The sequence below is a fragment of the Arthrobacter sp. FW306-1B-G06A genome (assembly GCF_058781765.1).
In genome coordinates, this window is sequence record NZ_JBYSXB010000004.1 from 38,836 (window position 1) to 57,994 (window position 19,159).

17 protein-coding genes and 1 other RNA gene are annotated in these 19,159 nt (G+C 61.2%); 14 read left to right on the forward strand and 4 right to left on the reverse strand.

Annotated elements, in window-relative coordinates; genetic code table 11:
* Window positions 1-25: 25 nt before the first annotated feature.
* From AC3WJM_RS02970 to AC3WJM_RS02980, 3 genes are all read right to left on the reverse strand, one after another.
* Complete coding sequence (locus AC3WJM_RS02970; RefSeq protein ID WP_492271176.1) at window positions 26-1,744, reverse strand: DUF2142 domain-containing protein; 1,719 nt, start codon at window positions 1,742-1,744, stop codon at window positions 26-28.
* Window positions 1,741-2,805, reverse strand: a complete 1,065-nt coding sequence (locus AC3WJM_RS02975; RefSeq protein ID WP_084784325.1) for a substrate-binding domain-containing protein — start codon at window positions 2,803-2,805, stop codon at window positions 1,741-1,743. Before AC3WJM_RS02975 ends, AC3WJM_RS02970 begins: the two co-directional genes overlap by 4 nt.
* Before the next feature lie 140 nt (window positions 2,806-2,945).
* Entirely contained in the window at window positions 2,946-5,042 is a 2,097-nt protein-coding gene (locus tag AC3WJM_RS02980; protein WP_492271177.1) for a lysozyme, read from the reverse strand.
* A gap of 49 nt (window positions 5,043-5,091) precedes the next feature.
* Here AC3WJM_RS02980 and AC3WJM_RS02985 point away from each other — a divergent pair, with 49 nt between their 5' ends.
* Window positions 5,092-5,340, forward strand: a complete 249-nt coding sequence (locus tag AC3WJM_RS02985; protein WP_284988458.1) for a hypothetical protein — start codon at window positions 5,092-5,094, stop codon at window positions 5,338-5,340.
* A 342-nt stretch (window positions 5,341-5,682) separates the two neighbouring features.
* On the opposite strand, the gene AC3WJM_RS02990 is transcribed toward AC3WJM_RS02985, so the two are convergent.
* On the reverse strand, window positions 5,683-8,133 hold the full coding sequence (locus AC3WJM_RS02990) for a polysaccharide deacetylase family protein (RefSeq protein WP_492271178.1): 2,451 nt from the start codon (window positions 8,131-8,133) through the stop codon (window positions 5,683-5,685).
* Window positions 8,134-8,694: 561 nt separating this feature from the next.
* Between AC3WJM_RS02990 and AC3WJM_RS02995 the strand changes: the two genes are divergently transcribed.
* The 13 genes from AC3WJM_RS02995 to ssrA all read left to right on the forward strand — a co-directional run bounded on the left by AC3WJM_RS02995 (window position 8,695) and on the right by ssrA (window position 19,034).
* On the forward strand, window positions 8,695-9,918 hold the full coding sequence (locus tag AC3WJM_RS02995; RefSeq protein ID WP_059387575.1) for a TadA family conjugal transfer-associated ATPase: 1,224 nt from the start codon (window positions 8,695-8,697) through the stop codon (window positions 9,916-9,918).
* Window positions 9,918-10,772 (forward strand): type II secretion system F family protein, encoded by an 855-nt coding sequence (locus AC3WJM_RS03000; RefSeq protein ID WP_059387576.1) that lies wholly within the window; start codon window positions 9,918-9,920, stop codon window positions 10,770-10,772. The genes AC3WJM_RS02995 and AC3WJM_RS03000 overlap by 1 nt, the downstream gene beginning before the upstream one ends.
* Window positions 10,769-11,707 carry a type II secretion system F family protein gene (locus AC3WJM_RS03005; RefSeq protein ID WP_492271179.1) on the forward strand — a complete coding sequence of 313 codons (939 nt, stop codon included), beginning with the start codon at window positions 10,769-10,771 and terminating at the stop codon, window positions 11,705-11,707. Before AC3WJM_RS03000 ends, AC3WJM_RS03005 begins: the two co-directional genes overlap by 4 nt.
* A gap of 132 nt (window positions 11,708-11,839) precedes the next feature.
* Entirely contained in the window at window positions 11,840-12,103 is a 264-nt protein-coding gene (locus tag AC3WJM_RS03010) for a hypothetical protein (RefSeq protein ID WP_307053579.1), read from the forward strand.
* A gap of 4 nt (window positions 12,104-12,107) precedes the next feature.
* A complete protein-coding gene (locus tag AC3WJM_RS03015; RefSeq protein ID WP_284988453.1) occupies window positions 12,108-12,530 on the forward strand; it encodes a TadE family protein in 423 nt (140 codons plus the stop codon).
* A 121-nt stretch (window positions 12,531-12,651) separates the two neighbouring features.
* A complete protein-coding gene (locus AC3WJM_RS03020) occupies window positions 12,652-13,044 on the forward strand; it encodes a hypothetical protein (protein WP_332601917.1) in 393 nt (130 codons plus the stop codon).
* A 65-nt stretch (window positions 13,045-13,109) separates the two neighbouring features.
* Window positions 13,110-13,520 (forward strand): pilus assembly protein TadG-related protein, encoded by a 411-nt coding sequence (locus tag AC3WJM_RS03025; RefSeq protein WP_059387582.1) that lies wholly within the window; start codon window positions 13,110-13,112, stop codon window positions 13,518-13,520.
* A gap of 67 nt (window positions 13,521-13,587) precedes the next feature.
* Window positions 13,588-14,703 (forward strand): peptide chain release factor 2, encoded by a 1,116-nt coding sequence (prfB, locus tag AC3WJM_RS03030; protein ID WP_284988451.1) that lies wholly within the window; start codon window positions 13,588-13,590, stop codon window positions 14,701-14,703.
* 170 nt (window positions 14,704-14,873) lie between these two features.
* The gene (ftsE, locus tag AC3WJM_RS03035) at window positions 14,874-15,638 is read left to right on the forward strand and encodes a cell division ATP-binding protein FtsE (RefSeq protein ID WP_306961001.1); all 765 of its coding nucleotides are present in this window, start codon (window positions 14,874-14,876) and stop codon (window positions 15,636-15,638) included.
* Complete coding sequence (gene ftsX / locus AC3WJM_RS03040; protein ID WP_059387584.1) at window positions 15,635-16,549, forward strand: permease-like cell division protein FtsX; 915 nt, start codon at window positions 15,635-15,637, stop codon at window positions 16,547-16,549. Before ftsE ends, ftsX begins: the two co-directional genes overlap by 4 nt.
* Before the next feature lie 38 nt (window positions 16,550-16,587).
* Window positions 16,588-17,979, forward strand: a complete 1,392-nt coding sequence (locus tag AC3WJM_RS03045; RefSeq protein ID WP_284988449.1) for a M23 family metallopeptidase — start codon at window positions 16,588-16,590, stop codon at window positions 17,977-17,979.
* A gap of 64 nt (window positions 17,980-18,043) precedes the next feature.
* Window positions 18,044-18,514 carry an SsrA-binding protein SmpB gene (smpB, locus tag AC3WJM_RS03050; RefSeq protein WP_028264808.1) on the forward strand — a complete coding sequence of 157 codons (471 nt, stop codon included), beginning with the start codon at window positions 18,044-18,046 and terminating at the stop codon, window positions 18,512-18,514.
* 151 nt (window positions 18,515-18,665) lie between these two features.
* Window positions 18,666-19,034: a transfer-messenger RNA gene (gene ssrA / locus AC3WJM_RS03055) on the forward strand.
* The last annotated feature ends 125 nt before the right edge of the window (window positions 19,035-19,159 follow it).

The following is a 19,159-nucleotide window of genomic DNA, read 5'->3' on the forward strand; positions in this document are numbered from 1 at the left end:
CCTTTTGCGTTGGGTTTCGCGATCTTTACTCGACGCGCTGGCGTTCCGCGGGTTCCTTGCTTGCTTGGTTCCCGACGGCGGCAGTCGCCGGACGGCGCGCCGCCCAACGCAGCGCCCGGATCACCGGGACCGGGAAGAACGGCAGGCCGGGGTAGAGGAAACGGTACAGCTGGGCTGCCGCAACGACCAATGCAACGGCGAAGAGCAGGGTGAGGACTTCCCAGGAAAGGGGCGGCTGCCAATCCGGCTTGGTGAACATCACCAGCCAGTTCGCGAAGTCCGGTATTCCCACTACGTACCGTCGCAGGATGTACACGAAGCCGTAGACATGGGCAGCGCAGGTTGCCCAGAGAAGAATCTTGGCGACCCTGCGGCTGATGAGATTTGCGTGGAACTTGCGGAACCGAAGCGCCAACCCGGCCGAGATGACCGCGATCGCGAACAACGGGAGGCTGTACCTTCCTTGCCAGATGAATCCGCTGCTCGTGACAAGCGCGGCCTGGACCAGGGCGGGAACTACCGCAAGCATTCCGATCGCGGCCCAGAAGCCCAGCTGCAATCTAGCCGGACGCATCAGGAAGACCAGCAGCAACAGGGCAATGAGCAGCATGTTCCAGAACATCAGGACGGCTTGCGGCACCGGAGCATCAAGCCAGCCTGCGACTCCGATGTACTGATTGACGAAGTCGAACGACCTGTCCAGCATGGTGGCGAAGGCGTTCGAGGGCCGAAGGCCTTCAACCGCATTGGAGATTCCGGCGGGCGCCTCGCCTGCCGACGGAGGCGCGGTCAACATGATGAAGTTCCAGATGACACCCAGTGCCACCCCGATGGCGGACAATCCGGCAACTATGAGCAATAGCCGATTGCGGAAGATTGCAACGATGTCGGCGCCCCGGAAGAAGAGGCAGGCCACAATCGCCCCGCAAAGGAGCCACAACAAGGACACGTTCCTGGTGTTGGCCAAGGTCGCTGCCGATACTCCGACTGCCAGGATTCCCGGGCGGGCCAGGTGAAGCTGCCTTGAGTTCTCAAGCACGGAGACCAAACCGCAGAAGGCTGCCATCGACGCCGCGACCTCCAAGGAGTTCGGATTGATTCCCGTGGCCAGGAAGAAAACCATGGGCGTTGTCGCAACCGCGGCCGCAACCATGGGCCACTTGGGATGCCGCAGCCTCGACAGCGCGGTGAACCCGGCCGCATAGAAGGCGGCCGACATGAGTCCACTGACAATCCGCATGGCAAAGATCGCGGGGGCTCCGGACATGAACAGGCTAGGGAGCCCGACGAACCAGTAGTAGAAGGGGTTGTACAAGCCGGCCGAGGTCACGCCGATGGTGGTGTAGGTGTCGCCAACGGGAATGGCAGGCGCACAGCCCGCGGGCATCTCCTTGAGGAAGGCAAAACACCGCTGGGAATCGACGTTGGCGATGTAGGAGGGGACCTGTACGTGGACCCCGTTGCCATAGGACTCGCCGGGACCCGGGAAGAACTGCCCCCTCGCCACGGCTGCTGCCTTGATGGTGTGGGCGGGTTCGTCGGGATACGCCATCAGCGGCGTGGCCAGGATCCAGAGCGTGATCAGGGCTGAGAGCAAGGCAAAAACGCGGATGAAGAAACCGAATCCGGCCTTGGTGGCGGGGGACACGTTGCGAGTCCGGGACCGCAATCCGCCTGCCCGGGAGAGCGACTCCTGTCGAACGTCGGGACGAGCGGGGCCTTGGGCAGCTGGTTGGTCGATCATTGGTCGCTCCCGATCTTCTCAATCAGGCGTGACGCATCCCGCAAGGACTCTTCACTCGGGGAGGCCACCCCGGCGAAATAGGTCGAAGCGACCTGACCATCGGGGCCGACCACGAAGTCTGCCCAGGATTTCACGAGGGACGCAACCTCCCCGTTCTTATAGCTGGTACAAAATGCCTGGTAGTTCACGTTCCCCAATGCGTAGCCGTGGTCGGTCTTGTCCGGAAGGCGAAACTCGACTCCCGTGGCCACCGTTCTGGTGGTGCCGTCCTGGACGGCCGCAGCCACCGAGTCCTTGGACATTCTGACGAAGCTGCCGCCAAACGAGAGCAACGCCGTGTCAAACCGGGACCCGATGGACGCCGAGTCCATGAAGGCTATTGCGCCGGCGGTGCCGTCGACTTTCTTGGCGATGTCGCTGAAGTTCTTGACCTCTTGGCCGCCGGGTATCTTGGCCCACTTGTTGCTTACCCCGGACGACCAACTGGGGGAGGCCGCCAGATAGCCCGTGCTGGCCGAGGTCAGCGCTGAAGCTGTGCTCGCGGTCACCGGGACGATCGGCGCGTCCGGGAGCGTGGTTCCCGGATTGATCGCTGCGATTGCCTTGTCATCCCAGCGATTGATATCTCCGGTGAAGATCCTGGCGAGCAGGTCAGGCGTGAGCTTGAGGCTCCGGATGCTTGGCATATTAAAGACGACGCCGATAGAGGTCACCGAGGTCGGAACGCTGAACGCCCCGTTCGGACCGCATTCCGCCTTGGTTGCGTCTTGTTGCTGAGCGGTCAAGGGGGCGTCGAGGGCTGCATAATAGGCCTGGCCCGTGGCCAAGGCTGTCAGCCCAACGTCAGAGCCGTCCGGAGAATAGCTCAATGACGTGGCCGTGAAGGTCTTTTTCCAAGCGCTGGACCATGCTCCGATCGGATCGCTCTGAATGGGACTTCCAATCGCAGTGAGCGCGCCGCGGATGTTTTGCTGTTTGGCTGGGGGACTGGCACAGGCGGCCAAGCTGATACCGACAAGCAGGAGGCATCCTGCCGCTCGGTGAATCGACCGATGATGCACCGGGGGTCCTTTCGATTACGGGTATAGCTGAGACTTGCGTCTTGATAACCCTAACCGTTCAACCTGAGCGTCGTAGCCCATTTCGGCTCGACGCCCGCTGGTTGAGGCGCGGTACACAGGTCCCGCTCCGTGCAGGAGACTTAGTAATTCAGGGATTGACAGCCTGCAAGCGCGTTGCCTGAGCTGTACTGCGCTATCCCGATCCCATAAGTACAAACCGTATATCTGCCCCGTTGAGTGACGGGGACCAGCGTCGAGTAGCCGTGATTTCCGGTAATGCCGAAAGCGTTGTTCACATCAGCCCTCGAAACGTTCGCCGCGAAGGCATACCCCTGACGGCTCCCGTCCGGATACGTAATGTAGACATGCACTGGATTGGACGAGCCCGGAACCGCCGGGTCGTATGTCCACCCCGTCGCCCTGATATTGGCTTGTCCCGACACCGATGCAACTCCGACGGAGTCGAGGTAGCCGGCCGGGACTGGCGTATTGCTTACCTGAATGGACATGCATCCAAGCGCCGTGTTCCCCGAAGCGAGCGGGGCAACCGGGATGGCATAGGCACAGGCGGTGTAGGTGCCGGTGCCCTTGGTTGGCAATGAGGCGCTGAAGCCGTGATTACCGGTAATGCCGAAGGCGTTGTTCAGATCGGGACGGGATTGATTTGCCGTGAATGCCGTGCCGACGTTGCTTCCATCCGGTGCCTGGACGTAGACATGGACAGGAATGCTGGCCGCGGTGTTGGTGGGGTCGAATGCCCAGCCCGTCGCAACGAGGTTGGCCGCGCCGGGCGCCTGCGAGATTCGAATGGAGTCGTAATATCCCTTCGGCGGCGGGTTGGATCCGACAGTGATGTCTTTGCAGCCAAGCGCGGTGTTGTAGTACTGCCCGATGGCATAGGTACACACGTGATATGTACCGGCTTTGCTCAGGCTGATCGACTTGTCGAAGCCATGGTTCGAACCGTAGCCGGTAGCGCTTCCCACATCCGGCCTGGAAGTGTTGGCCGTGATGCGGTAGCCCGTGGTCTGTCCGCTGGGGTCAGTGACGTAGGCGTCGGCGAACGAGGCCGTTTGCGGGTTGGCACGGTCAATGGCCCAGCCCGTCAGGCGAAGGGAAACGTCGTCGGGAGCACGAACCTGTCCGAGCGTGTCGAACGATCCGATGGGAGGTTCAACACCGTTTGCCTGAAAACTCTTGCAGCCAAGGTCTACAGTGCCGTTGACGCTGACGGCGGTGGCGCAAACCTTGTACGTGCCGGATGCGGTGATCTGGATGTTGTTGTCAAAGCCGTGTGCAGGGCCGTAACCGAAGGCTTGATCAACGTCCGGGCGATATGCGTTCGCCAGGAACGAGTACCCGGTGGTCACGTTGACCGGATCGGTAACTGAAATATTGACGGGAGTCGATACCCAAGGTCTGGAAAGGTCTACAGACCAGCCCGTGACCCTCAGGTATGCCGAGGTGGTGTCCCGGACGAGCGACAGTGAATCGAACGAACCCCTGGCTGGATTGCCGGCAAACCTTTGGAGGGAAGCGTAGTCCCCGTTCCAGACGTCCGAGTCGCCGCTGAAGGGACCCGTACTGCTGTACTGCCACATGCTGTAGTTGGCCCAACTGGAAGGAAGAATTCCAGCGTCGTTCGACGGCCCGCCTGGATACGAGGCGACCCAGAGGGGGTAGTCCCCGAATCCGGCAGGATCTCCGGTGCACTGTTTCCACCAACTCGTGTTGGTGTAGATCATCGGGAGCCGTCCCGTCAGCGAACGCATGGTGTTGCCGAAATTCTGTACCCACGACGTGAGCTGGGCGGGCGACATGTCGTAGCAGGTGTTGCCCATGTAGACGCCGTTGATGGTCTGCCCTGCATACGGATTGAACTCAATGTCCAGGACGGGCGGCAACGTTGCGCCGTCCGAGCTCCATCCGCCACCGTTTTGCACGAAGTAGTTGGCTTGATCGGCGCCTGAGGACCAGTTGGGAATCGCGAAGTGGTAGGCGCCGCGGATCATTCCGACTGCCCGCGAGCCTTGGTACTGCGAACTGTACGAGGGGCTGGTGTAGTAGTTTCCCTCACTGGCCTTGACGTAGGCGAATCGCGCCCCCATATTCCACTGCTGCTGCCAATCGACGCCGGCCTGGTAGTAGCTGACATCGAGACCCTGGATGCCGAAGGTGGGTGTCCAGCTGCCCTGAGCGGTTACCGCGCCCTGGACTCGTGGGGAGCGTTGGCCCATCTGCGCGCCCCCTGGTCCGGCAGCTGCGCGCATTGCGGCTTGGCGATCTGTGCTGCTTTGGGTCGTCGCGGTTGGTGACGGCGTTGCTGTCTGGCTTTTTGCTGCCGGCTGCGTCGGTGAAGGCGTTGAGCTTGCGCTCGGCAACTGGGTCGCCGTCGTTTGTGGGGAGTTAGCGGGAGACGACGTCGGGGAGCTCGCCGGGGAGGGCGTCGGTGAAGGAGCCGGTGCTGCAACGGCCGTCGTTGCAGAGAGAAGCAAGACCGCCGCGCCGCACATCGCTGTTAGCGCAAGGTCTTGAACGCGGCGCACCCGGGAAGTGGAGACAGGGGCTTTAAATTGAATGGTCTTCATCTCTTGGCTCCACACGAGATTGCCGGCTCCCGATGGGGCGGCACTTGATTCATTCCGCCGTTTCAAACCCGCGACGGTAAATGGCTGTTGGCACTTCTAATTCGAAGGCAACCATAACACTGATGTGCAAGGTGGTGCTAATGTGGCCAATGGGATTTGAGTGAGTGGTTCAATGCAGTTCGGATACTGTCTGCACGGCCGCCAACAGCCAAACACCGCCGCTCCGGCCTGCGCAGTGCAGGCCGGAGCGGCGGTGTTTTCTTTACTTGGGTTTTGTGTATTCAGTAGTTCATGGCAGGAAATACCCGGAGACGTCCGCGATGAGCTGCGCCGTACCCGAGGATTGGCTGTAGAGCGTGACCTTTCCGTCGGCACCCACGGGGACCGTGACCAAGTTGGGGACAATTTGGTTAGTGGCGTAGTTCAAATTGGAGGTGTTCGGCCGGGCGGTTCCGGACGCGTACGCCGTGACGAAGCCGAACGACGTCGGATTGGCCACCGTGAGGTTGAAAGTGACGGCCGAGACTGTTGCCGGGATGCCGCTGATCCCGCCGACCTGGAAGGACACCGTGCCGTTCGGTGCCACCGGAGTGCTGTTCCGCGTATCGAGGAACCTGTTTGGCGCGATGGGTTGGAAGGTTCCCGACGCCGTTGCGGTGCCGGCCAGGTAGTAACCGGAAACGTCCGCGATGAGTTGCGTGGTTCCCGAGGACTGGTTGTAGAGCGTGACTTTTCCGTCCGCGCCCACTGGAACGGTGACACTATTGGGGACGATCTGTCCCGTGGCGTAGTTCAGGTTGGAAGCGTTCGGCCGGGCGGTTCCGGACGCGTACGCCGTGACGAAGCCGAACGACGTCGGATTGGCCACCGTGAGGTTGAAAGTGACGGCCGAGACTGTTGCCGGGATGCCGCTGACCCCGCCGACTTGGAAGGACACCGTTCCGTTCGGTGCCACCGGGGTGCTGTTGCGGGTGTCCAGGAACCGGCTTGGCGCCAGCGCTTGGAACTCACCAGGAGCCGATGTGGCAGCCGGGACGTAGTACCCGGAGACGTCAGCGATTAGTTGCGCGGTTCCCGAGGACTGGTTGTACAGGGTGACCTTCCCGTCCGAACCCACCGGGACCGTGACCAAGTTGGGGACGATCTGTCCCGTGGCGTAGTTCAGGTTGGAGGCGTTCGGCCGTGCGGTTCCCGATGGGTAGGCCGTGACGAAGCCGAACGACGTCGGATTGGCCACCGTGAGGTTGAAGGTCACTGCCGAGACATTCGCCGGGATGCCATTGACGCCGCCGACTTGGAAGGACACCGTGCCCCCTGGCGCCACCGGGGTGCTGTTACGGGTGTCGAGCAGCCTGCTTGGTGTCATCGATTTGAACACGCTGGCCACGGCAACCGAGTCGTACAACGCGTAGTCATCAGTTATCAGGGTTCCATTGCTCAGCAGGTTCAAGCCCATGCTGATTGCGCTCGCACCTGCCGGAACCGGTGGGGAGGTCCAGGTGGCCTGGGTCCACGCTGTTGCCGCGGCAAAGTTCGGACTTGCGGTCCAGTAATTCCACGTGCCAAGGCCCGTTCGGTAGTAGAGCTCGAATTGCGTCGGAGCCGTCGCCGTGTACCAAGCGGACATTTGATAGATATGGCCGGGCGTAGCGCTCGGCGCACATTGGCCCAGGTCCAAAGTCGGCAGTAGCTTGGCATCGCCGTCAACGTAGCCGGAAATGACCATCTGTTCTGCAACGGACCCCGTGTGGCCCGGGGACACGCTGGTGAAGGTGTGGGTGTTGGTGCCATATGCTCCGATTGCCCAGCAATAGGGGAGTCCGGTGGCCACCGGGCCTGCTGTTTCCAAACTCGGGTTCTGGATCAGGTTTCCGACCGTGATGGGTGGCGGGGCGGCCGGCCCATTGACGAGTGGCTTATCCAGGTCGAGCGCCGGATTTGCGGGATCCGGGAATTGGGCGGCCATCACCTGGCGCACCGTCTTGACGACGATCCTGCCGGCCGTTTGCTCCGTCACCAGCCAATTCACGTACGTCTGGAAGTTGGTGGTCGTGACAGTTAGAGGGTCTGTAGCCGAGTCGAAGTGGTGGAAAGTCAATTGAACCCATCCGCCGCCGGCCTCCGCCTGGGTCACGACGGCCTGCATGTCGGCAACTGCCCACGTGTTGTCTACCTCATCGGGCGCCTTGGTGAAAAAGAGGTCCGCGGTAGGAACGGGCAGCGGTTCAGCAACTTCGGTCAGCGTTGGGGCGGCTTTGCTTTTCAGATCGCCCAGGCCACGTGCGCTGTTGTAGCCGCAGTTGGCGACTTGTTGCTCGACGGCCGGAGTGGCGGAGGCGAACGGGTAGGCGAAATTCGTGACCCGGAAGCCCATAGTGGTCAGGTTGACGCGGTCATTGCATATCTGGCGTGCCACCTCGTTCGCGTCCATCTGGGCAAGGTCGGGGTGCGTGACCGTGTGCCCGGCAATTTCGTTGCCTGCCGATTGAAGTGCGAGTGCCTGGGCGGTCGTCATGTAGGGAGGCGGGCCACCATTAGGATCGGTCGCGTTGAGGTAACCGGAGGGAAGGAAGAACGTCCCAAACATTCCTTTGGAATTCAAATAGTTCGCCGCAGCCACCTGATCAGCGTTGGCGTCGTCAAATGTCAACGTGACGACAAGAGGACCCGCGGCCTGGGCCGGCCGGGTCAAAAGCGCCGCATTGAAGAGCGTCGCCAAAAGAAGCGCGGCTGCGGCCATGGCAAACGCTTTTCGGTGGTTTTTTTGAGCTTCAAAGGAGGGCCTCCGCCCAATGCGGGAGGCCACCATGCACCCGTCTTGCATCTCAAGTCCGTTCGTCGCGCCTGCAACCTGACCGGTGCGACCTTCTGTGCAGTTTTGCCCTCAGCACAATTCGGGGTCGCCAGTACTCATTGTGGGCATTCATTTATTATTAACCCGGTTGCGCGTCGATGGCTTAACAGCAAAAGGCGCTTGGCCTTTTGGCCAATGGCGCGCGCCTGATTACTTGACGCTACGAGCGGCCAATCAGGGTGTCAACACTCGTATTTAGTCACCGTCAACACTCGAGTAGTGCCTCAAATCCATCCCGGTTTCGTGCATGCCGTGCCGCGGATAGTCCACGCAAAATCCAGCCGCGCCAGGTTCAGTTGAATCCGGGGACTTCCTTGTCAATCGCCGTGCTGTTCGTGGTTATCCACAACCGCCCAAATCTACTTGGCAGGGAGTCGCAACCTCCCCTAGCCTTAACTTGGTTGAAGGTTTCCGCAGCGCCTGGGCGCATGCTGCATTGGGGGGAACATGGAAGCATTGCGCATCGTCGAGGATGAAGTGCGGGAGCTGATTCGTCGGCGTGGACTGGATCCTTCGAGTCAAGCAGTCGAAATTCACCGGCTCGTCGAGGCCGCCGTGAATGATTACGATGAGCGGGCTCTTCTGGGCCCCTTGCCTCCCTTGGGACGCTTGGACACTGCGCGCAAGTACGTGTTCGACGCCGTTGCCGGCTTCGGGCCTATCCAGCCACTTCTGGATGATCCCACCATCGAAGAGGTCTGGCTGAACGCGCCCAACGAGGTTTACGTTGCCAGGAACGGCGAATCAGAACTTACCTCGATCAGCCTCACCGAGCAGCAGGTTCGCGACCTCGTCGAGCGGATGCTCAAGAGTTCCGGGCGGAGGCTCGACCTCTCCTCACCTTTTGTGGATGCGGCCCTGCCCGATGGCTCTCGGCTCCACGTCGTCATTCCCGACGTCACCCGCCGCCATTGGGCCGTGAATATCCGCAAATTTGTGGTCAAGGCAACCCGGCTCGAGCATCTCGTGGAGTTGGGGACGTTGACGCCCGAGTCAGCCCGGTTCCTGGGAGCCGCGGTCGCCAGTGGATTGAACATTCTCGTCTCAGGAGCCACCCAGGCCGGAAAGACCACAATGCTCAACTGCCTGGCAGCCAATATCGGCTCCCGCGAGCGGGTCATCACCGTCGAAGAGATCTTTGAACTTCACTTCCCGCTACGCGACGTCGTTGGCCTTCAGTGTCGCCAGCCAAACCTTGAGGGCCAAGGCGAAATTCCCCTCCGCCGGCTCGTCAAAGAGGCTCTTCGTATGCGGCCGGATCGTCTCGTGGTGGGCGAGGTCCGGGAAGCCGAAAGCCTGGACATGCTGATTGCGTTGAATTCGGGCTTGCCGGGCATGTGCACCGTCCACGCCAACTCGGCCCATGACGCCGTGACCAAGATTTGCACCTTGCCGCTGCTGGCCGGCGGGAACATCTCAAGTGCGTTCGTCGTTCCAACCGTGGCCTCATGCATCGATCTCGTGGTTCATTGCAGCCGCCACGCGGACGGTCGCCGGCAAGTCACCGAGATCCTTTCGCTGGGGCGACGCGTGGAGAACGGCATCATCGAGTCGTCCAAGGTATTCACGATGCAGGACGGCCGGCTCCAAGCCACGTCGAATTCCATGCCGGCCGCCGAGAAATTCGCCCGGGCCGGATTTGACGTCGCCGCGCTCCTGGGGCACTTCTAATGGCGCCGCTGCTAGGCGTTCTCTGCGGGCTGGGTGTCTTCCTCATCTGGTGGTCGGCATGGGAACAAGACCCGCTTGCCGTCAAGGAGCCAAAACCTAAACGCCTTGAGTCCTTGTTGCTCACTGCCGGGATCGAAAAAGTGAGCGGCGGGGGATTCATCGCATCGTGCCTCGGATTGGGCCTTTTCGCCGCACTGGTGATCTACATCATGACCGCGTCGTTCTCGATCGCAGCGTGCTTCGGCTTGTTCGGTATGTGGCTTCCCTTGGCCGTTGTCAGTTGGCGGGCGCGCAAGCGGACCGCCATGCTCCGGGAGCTCTGGCCCGATGTCGTCGACCATTTGCGCTCGGCGATCCGTGCGGGGCTTTCGCTGCCCGAGGCGCTTATCCAGCTCGGAGACAAAGGTCCCGAAGAGCTGCGGGCTCTCTTCCGCGAGTTTGCCGCGGACTACCGTTCCGGCGGCCATTTCGATGCGGCGTTGAGCAAACTAAAGGAGCGTTTGGCCGATCCCGTTGCCGACCGGATCATTGAGGCGCTCAGGCTGACCCGGGACGTGGGCGGATCCGATCTGGGCCGCCTTTTGGGAACTCTTGCCGAGTTCCTTCGTGAGAGCGCGAGGACTCGCAGCGAGCTTGAGGCGCGACAATCATGGACCATCAATGGTGCTCGCCTGGCCGTTGCCGCCCCATGGATCGTCCTGATGTTGCTGGCCAGCCGGCCGGAAGCCGTTGCCGCGTATAACTCGGCGGCCGGAGCCAGCGTTCTTGGAGGCGGATTGTTGGTCTCGGCCTTCTGCTATTGGGTCATGCTGCGCATCGCCGCCCTTCCTGAAGATGAAAGGGTCCTTCGATGACTGGGCTGACTGCCTTGGCTGCATTCTGCGGACTTCTTTTGGGAGCCGGATTGTGGCTCATCTTTGTTCGCATGCCATTCATGCGGACGATTCCGTTCGTGGAGCGCATCGAGCCGCAACTCAGGTCCCAGAACCTCGAATCGCGCCTGCTCTCCGCACCCTCGGACATCGCACCGTTCGGCCCCTTGGAGCGCATCCTGCGGCCAGTTTTTCGCGACGCCCTCGGCTACCTGGCGAAGTTCAACCTGGGGACCACATCCCTCAACAAAAAGCTGGCAAAGGCCGGTTCTGGAAAGTCCGCGCTGGACTTCCGGGCGGAGCAACTGCTGTGGGCCGCCGCGGGCTTCGCCACAGCGCTCGTCGTGGTGGTCGTGAATGCCACCGGGGGTCGGTTCAGTCCGGTGCCCGCGGTTGCTACGGTCCTGGTTTGTGCACTGGCAGGGTTTCTTTTCCGCGACTACATGCTCCGGGTGCAGATCAAACGAAGGGAAAGGCGGATGCTGGCGGAATTCCCGAGCCTTGCCGAGTTGATGGCTCTTGCGGTGGGTGCGGGGGAGAGCGCCAGCGGTGCCCTCGATCGAGTGTGTCGCACAGCCCGCGGCGAACTGGCGAAGGAGTTTGCCCTGGTGTTGGCCGCCACCCGGGCCGGCACGCCCCTGATCGAAGCCCTGCACGAGTTTTCGGGACGAACCGAGCTCGGCCCGCTTGTTCGGTTCGTGGATGGAATTGTCGTTGCCGTCGAACGCGGAACTCCCTTGGCCGATGTTTTGCGGGCCCAAGCTGCGGATGTCCGCGATTCAGCCAAGCGGGAACTGATGGAAGCGGCGGGCCGCAAGGAAATCGCCATGATGGTCCCGTTGGTTTTCGGCGTCCTGCCCCTCACGGTGATCTTCGCGGTCTATCCGGGCTTGGCCGCGTTGGATCTTGGCTTCTAATGACGAATCTCAGCCAAGCCTTTTCACATCCGTCACATGGGCGTCCGCCTGAATACCAAGACAGCACGGATCACAACGGATTCCTGCATAAGGAATTGGGAAAGATGAAATGGGGAAGATGAAATGGTGAAAATGAAAAAGCTCGGACGCGAAGGCCTATCCGCTTCAGGACTCTTGCTGTGGCAGCTGTGGACACTCCCGTCGTCCAGATCAGCGCTTGGAACCAACCTGCACAAGTGTCCGGTCCCCGACGACGATCATCCGGAGCGGGGCGATGTACCAGGTTGGGTCATGATTACCCTGATGTCCGCCGCACTTGTCGCGGGCCTGCTGGCGCTGGCCGGCCCGGCCCTGGAAGGACTCTTCAACCAGGCGATGAGCAAGGTCGGAAAGTAAGTCCATGCCGTTCCGCAGCCGGGTAGCGGAAGATGGCAGTGGCGTGAGGGTCGGCAGGGGCGATGAACGCGGCTCCGCCGTCGTGGATTTTGTGCTGGTCGGCGGTCTGTTGACGGTATTCTTCCTCGCTGTCATTCAACTGACCCTCATATTGCACGTGCGCAATACGCTCATTGATGCGGCCTCGTCCGGAGCCCGTTACGGCACTCTCGCCGACAGGACATCGTCCGATGCCCGTGAGCGCACAGCAGAGCTGATCGGAACGGCGCTGAACGCGGACTTTGCCCGGGACATCTCGACATCGGAGGCCAGCTTCCAGGGAATCCGCACCTTGGAGGTGACAGTCCGTGCACCATTGCCAGTTATCGGACTGATTGGTCCCGTAGCAGGGCTGGAGGTGAGGGGCCATGCTGCGACTTCGGGTTGATCCTGGCCGTGCAGCGCTCTCCCGCTTCAGGGAGGTGGTCTGCCTGCCGGCGGCGGAGGGGCCGGCGGCGGAGGGCCGCGAACCTGCCGGCCCTCCGTGTGCCCCTGAGAGGGGAAGCGCGGTGGTCGAGTTCATCCTCCTGTCCCTCCTGCTCATGGTTCCCGTGGTCTATTTCATCGTCACTATTGGACAGATCCAGGGCGGTTCCTTCGCCGTCGTGGGGGCAGCGGACCAGGCCGCCAAGGTCTATGTCATGCAGAAGGACACCTCCCAAGGGCGCGTCGCCGCTGAACAGGCTGCCCTTCTGGCCCTTGCCGACTATGGCCATTCCGCGGAGCGGGCAATTGTCGACGTCGCGTGCGACCGCGGCGATTGCCTGTCCGCCGGCGCTGCGGTGACGGTGACGGTCAAGCTCACGGTGCCGTTGCCCATGCTGCCCTTTGGAGACACCCTGAATCTGGACGCCGCGAATCTGAGTGCGTCGGCTACGCAAATCGTCGGGCGGTTCCGGTGAGAGGTCTTCCCGCGAAGACGGACATCCTGCTATCCCGAAAATCAGAGGCGGAAGGCGGCCATTTGATGGTCTTGACCATCGGCTATGTCGTGGTCGCGTTATTGCTTGCAACGGTCGTTGCTGCGGCCTCGGCCATCTACATCGAACATAAGAAGCTCCTCTCCGTGGCGGACGGAGCTTCTGTGGCGGCCGCGGACAGCTATGCCCTCGGCCAAGTGGACAGCGGCGCCGAAACGCCGTCGGCCGTCCTCAACAGCGCGCGGGTAAGAGGTATTACCGAGTCATACCTCAGCCAAAACGGCGCCCATTCACGGTTCGATCAACTTGCCGTCGGCCCGGGTACCGGGAGTCCGGACAACACCACGGCCGAAGTGGTGCTCAGCGCGGTTGCCCATCCGCCTGTGGTCAGCTTTCTGCTTCCCGACGGTGTTCCGATCGAAGCCCGTTCCACTGCGCGTTCCCGGCTGACCCGCTGATTTTCAAGCGTCACACGTCCAGGCTCCGTGCCAAGGCCGTCAACGGATGGCGTACTCTGGAACAACCATGGCTCAGATTGACTTTCCCGCAGAAATCCGCGCGCTTCGCTCCACTTACCGCTCCATCGAACAGGTTTCCGATGTCGAGAAGCTCAAGGAAGAGATCGCAGAACTGAGCGAGCGGGCTGGTGAACCGAACCTCTGGGACGATCCGGCTGCCGCCCAGGTAATTACGTCCAAGTTGTCCCACCGGCAGTCGGAGCTTGAACGCTTGAACAGGCTGACGGGCCGCATCGACGATCTTGAGGTCCTTGTCGAGCTCGGCCAGGACGAGGACGACGACGCCTCCATGGTGGAGGCGGCCACGGAACTCGAATCAATCCGTAAGGCCCTCAAGGAACTTGAAGTGGTTACCCTGCTCTCGGGCGAATACGACGAACGCGAGGCCGTCGTCACGATTCGTGCGGGCGCCGGCGGTGTTGATGCGGCGGACTTCGCCGAAATGCTCATGCGCATGTACCTGCGCTGGGCAGAACGCCATGGCTACCCGACTACCGTGATGGACACCTCGTACGCCGAAGAGGCCGGCCTCAAATCGGCTACTTTCGAGGTCAAAGCGCCGTACGCTTTCGGTACCCTCAGCGTCGAAGCCGGGACGCACCGGCTTGTCCGGATCAGCCCGTTCGACAACCAGGGACGGCGACAGACGTCCTTTGCCGCCGTCGAAGTCATCCCGCTCATTGAGCAGACCGACTCGATCGACATTCCGGACAACGAGATCCGCGTCGATGTCTTCCGCTCTTCCGGCCCTGGCGGGCAGTCCGTCAACACGACGGACTCCGCAGTACGTTTGACCCATATCCCCACAGGGATTGTCGTCTCCATGCAGAACGAGAAGTCCCAGTTGCAGAACCGCGCAGCCGCGATGCGCGTGCTCCAATCAAGGCTCCTCCTCCTGAAAAAGGAGCAGGAAGATGCCGAGAAGAAGGCATTCGCAGGTGACGTGAAGGCATCGTGGGGGGACCAGATGCGTTCGTATGTGCTCAATCCGTACCAGATGGTCAAAGACTTGCGGACTGAGCACGAAGTGGGCAACACGTCTGCGGTGTTCGACGGCGACATCGACGACTTCATTGACGCAGGGATTCGCTGGCGCACAGGTAACCGCAACGCCGAGGGATAAGGCGCCCGGGCTGATTACTTGATTGGGCGACACACCGCGCCAAGCCCGCGATTCCATCGCGGAGCGTGCGTATAGTCGAAGAGCCGGCGCTCAACTTCCCCCAATGAAAGCCCGTGCGCTGGCGGTTGGACTGGTCGAACGTGGCATGTCCGGCGGGGTTCTGAAGAGTCATGATCCGATTTGAGAATGTCACCAAGGTCTACGACCCCCATGCCCGTCCGGCGCTGGATGCTGTCAACCTTGAGATTGACCGTGGAGAATTCACCTTCCTCGTCGGGGCCTCGGGTTCCGGCAAGTCGACGTTTCTACGACTCATTCTGAAGGAAGACCGGGCAACATCCGGTTCCGTCTACGTCGCGGGCCAGAACGTGGCCAACATTTCAAGCTGGCGGGTCCCCAAACTTCGCCGCGGAATCGGTGTCGTTTTCCAAGACTTCCGCCTGTTGCCGCAGAAGAATGTCTTCGCCAACGTTGCCTTCGCCATGCAGGTGATCGGAAAAAGCCGCAGCATCATCCGCGAGACGGTTCCGGAAGTGCTGAAGACTGTTGGGCTTGAAGGCAAGGAACGTCGCATGCCGCATGAGCTGTCCGGTGGTGAGCAGCAGCGCGTGGCCATCGCCCGCGCCGTCGTCAACCGTCCCGGCATCCTGCTGGCGGACGAACCCACCGGAAACCTGGACCCCATTACCTCGATGGGCATTATGGGCGTTCTCGACAAGATCAACCAGAACGGCACCACTGTGGTCATGGCGACGCACGACGACGACATTGTGAACGAGATGCGCAAGCGCGTGGTGGAGCTCCGGAACGGAGTGGTGGTCCGCGATGAGGCAAGGGCCCTCTACACCTCGATGATTCCGGTAGTGGGAGAGTCCCGGCGGATGAAGGACGCGAGCGATGCGGAAATCGACCGCGCGCAGGGGGTCCAGCAGTGAGGCTCGCTTTTATCCTGGGCGAGATCGGCAGCGGTCTGCGCCGGAACCTGTCAATGGTGATTTCCGTCGTCCTGGTGACTTTTGTCTCGCTCACCTTTGTTGGTGCGGCCGGAATGCTGCAGATGCAGATCAACCAGATGAAGGGCTACTGGTATGACAAAGTCCAGGTCGCCATCTTCCTCTGCAACGACTCCTCGACGTCGACCGGATGTGCCTCGGGTGCGGTCACCAAGGAGCAGCAGGCCAATCTGGCCAAAATGCTCGATTCGCCGGCTGTCAAGCAGTACATCACCGACTACCAGTTCGAATCGCAAGCCGATGCGTTCAAGCACTTCAAGGAACAGTTCTCCAACTCTCCGATCGTTGATTCGGTAACCCAGGACCAGCTTCCTTCGTCTTTCCGAATCAACATGAAGGACCCCCAGAAGTACCAGATCATCAGCGAAACGTTCTCGTCCCAGGCCGGGGTGGAGACCGTGAGCGATCAGCGCCAGGTCCTTGAACGGATCTTTGAGTGGATGAACGGTGCCTCTGTGGCGGCAATGGTGGTGGCGGGAGTCATGATCTTCTGTGCAGTCCTGCTTATCACCACGACCATCAGGTTGTCCGCGTTCAGCCGGCGACGGGAGACAGGCATCATGCGCCTCGTTGGAGCATCGAAGACCGTCATCCAACTGCCGTTCATCCTCGAAGGCGTCATCGCCGCCGTCGTGGGTGCAGTCCTGGCCTCAGGCACACTGTGGCTGGTGGCCCAGTTCTGGCTCAACGGAGACTTGTCGCGGCAGTTCCTGAACACTCCGTTTATTTCCTCGACCCAGGTACTCGTGATTGCGCCGGTCCTGATAGCGTTGGGCGGTGGCTTGGCCGGGATATCGTCGCTCCTGACCCTCCGCCGATATCTCAAGGTCTAGCCATGAAGAGCAAAGATCCCGGGCGAACAGGACAGCCGATGACACGGAAGTACCAGGCTGCGCTGCAGCTGCGCAAAGTGAGCGGCCGGGCGAAGGTCGCCGGCTCCGTGCTGGCCATTGCGCTCGCCGCGAGCCTCGGCACCGCGCCCGGGGCGCACGCTGACAATCTCGATGACCAACAGGCTGCCCTCAACGCGGAATCGGCGCGTGTGCAGCAGTCGCTGGAATTCGTTGACGCCAACATCGCCAAGGCGGCTGGCGACCTCGTTGTCTACCAAGGACAGCTTCCGGGGGCGCAGCAGGCACTCCTCGAAGCCCAGGGCAAGGTTGCCACAGCAGTCAAGGAGGCTGATGCCTTGGCCGCCCGCGTGGATCTGGCGCAGCAGAGTAAAGCCCAGATCACCCAGCAACTGGAAAACGACAAGCAAAAGATCACCGATACCAAGAAGCTCATCGGCCAGATCGCGGCGCAGGCGTATAAATCCGGAGGGGTTCCAACGAACGTCGCTTTGCTGTTCGGATCGAACGACGGCGGCAACCTCACGGAAACCATGGACCTCGCCAACCAAGCGATGCGCAGCCAGAACGCCGCGATGACGAAATTGACGCAGCAGAGCGCGACGAACGTGAACTCCCAGGCCCGGCTCACCGCCGTCGAACAGGAAATCCGCGATCTCAAGGCAAAGGCGGACGCCGCACTTGAGCGTGAGAAGGCAGCCCGGGATGACGCCGCTGCCAAGAAGGCGGAGGTGGACAAACTCATCTCCGACACCACTCGTCTCAACGCCCAGCTTCAAGCAGCCAAACCCGGGATCCAAGCCCAACTCCAGCAAGTGAAGGCGAACCAGGACGCCGTCGCCGCGGAAATCTCGGAACGTGACCGTAAACTGCGCGAAGCTTGGTTGGCCGAACAGCAGCGCCTCGCCGCAGCCGCGGCGGCCGCGGCCCAGGCGCAAAACCAGGCAGCCCCGCAGCCTTTTGTCCCACCGGCGAGCAACCCGCGCTCGAACTTCGGCCTGATTCACCCGGTGCCTGCGAACATCCCGATCACGTCAGGCTTCGGTTGGCGTGCGACGCCGCCTGGAACCATCGATTTCTACGGCCAGGGCGGCTATATGCACACGGGCATCGACTTCGGTGCCCCCTGCGGAACGCCGGTATACGCAGCCGCTGCAGGCACGGTGTTTTCTGCAGGTTGGGGCAACGACGGCGGTGGCAACCGTGTCAAGATATCGCACGGAGTCATCAATGGTGATTCCCTGACCACGGTTTACTACCACAACACCAGCGTGGTGGTTTCCTCCGGACAGCAAGTGAGTCAAGGTCAGCTCATTGCCTATTCAGGTACCACGGGTAACTCCACCGGTTGCCACGTGCACTTTGAAACCTGGGTTAATGGGCAGGCTGTTGACCCGATGAACCTTTTGTAGCCCACACGACAGGGATCTGCTGGCGTAGACTAGTGTGATTCTTCGACAACCAAGGAGTTCTACCGTGCCCAAGGAAAGTGGCCGTAAGGTAGTGGCCACCAATCGCAAGGCTCGGCATGACTACCACATATTGGATACCTATGAGGCCGGCATTGCCCTCATGGGAACCGAAGTAAAGTCCCTGCGTGAAGGCCATGCATCGATGGTCGACGGTTTCTGCACCTTCTACAATGACGAGTTGTGGATGGAGGGCATCCATATCCCTGAGTACAACCAGGGGAGCTGGACCAACCACGCCGCGCGCCGCCGTCGGAAGCTGTTGCTTCACCGCGAGGAACTCAACAAGATCTCCGGCAAGATCCGCGAGACCGGGCTGACCGTAGTGCCGCTCCAGCTGTACTTCCTGGATGGACGCGCCAAAGTCGAGATCGCCTTGGCTCGAGGCAAGAAAGATTACGACAAGCGGCAGACCCTGCGTGAGCAGCAGGACAAGCGCGAATCGCTACGCGAACTGCGCGAGCGCAACCGCCGTTGATTTCCCCCAAAAGGCCGCCACGCGGGTAGGCAGCCAAGGCGTGTCCCGGAATGTTCGGGTGCCGCGATGCGTTATGATGATTAAACCAGGCAGGTTTTTAGGTGGTCGTTTTCGGGCGGTCGTTGTCCTGCGGGGATTGATAACAAAATACGGGGATGATCGGTTTCGACGATGTTAGTCGCGACAGGTGAAGCGGGCCGAGGATGCAGAATTATCTCGTAAACGCTGTCTGCAAACCAATAAGTGCCAATTCTAAGCGCACTGACTTCGCTCTTGCTGCCTAAGCAGTAAGACAGTCCGTCAGCCCGAGGTTGCTATTGCCCCGGATCCTGGCGTCATTTAGATAGCCACTGCTGTTTGCCTTCGTCATCGAGGCAAGCGGGACTCTTAGATGACTGGGCCCGGATCAGCTACTTGTTCGCAGGATAGCTGGGGCCGAGAAAGTCCGACGCGAACTGCGCCCGGAGAAGCCCTGACAACACGACATCGGACGGGGGTTCAATTCCCCCCATCTCCACTTTTTGTGATGAGTCGAGACATCCTTCATGGATGAGTCGGGTCATCGGTAACACCCCGGTCTTCGGACCGGGGTGTTTTTCTTTGCCCGCGGGAGCATCAGACCACGATGGCCGGCCGTTGCCCGGG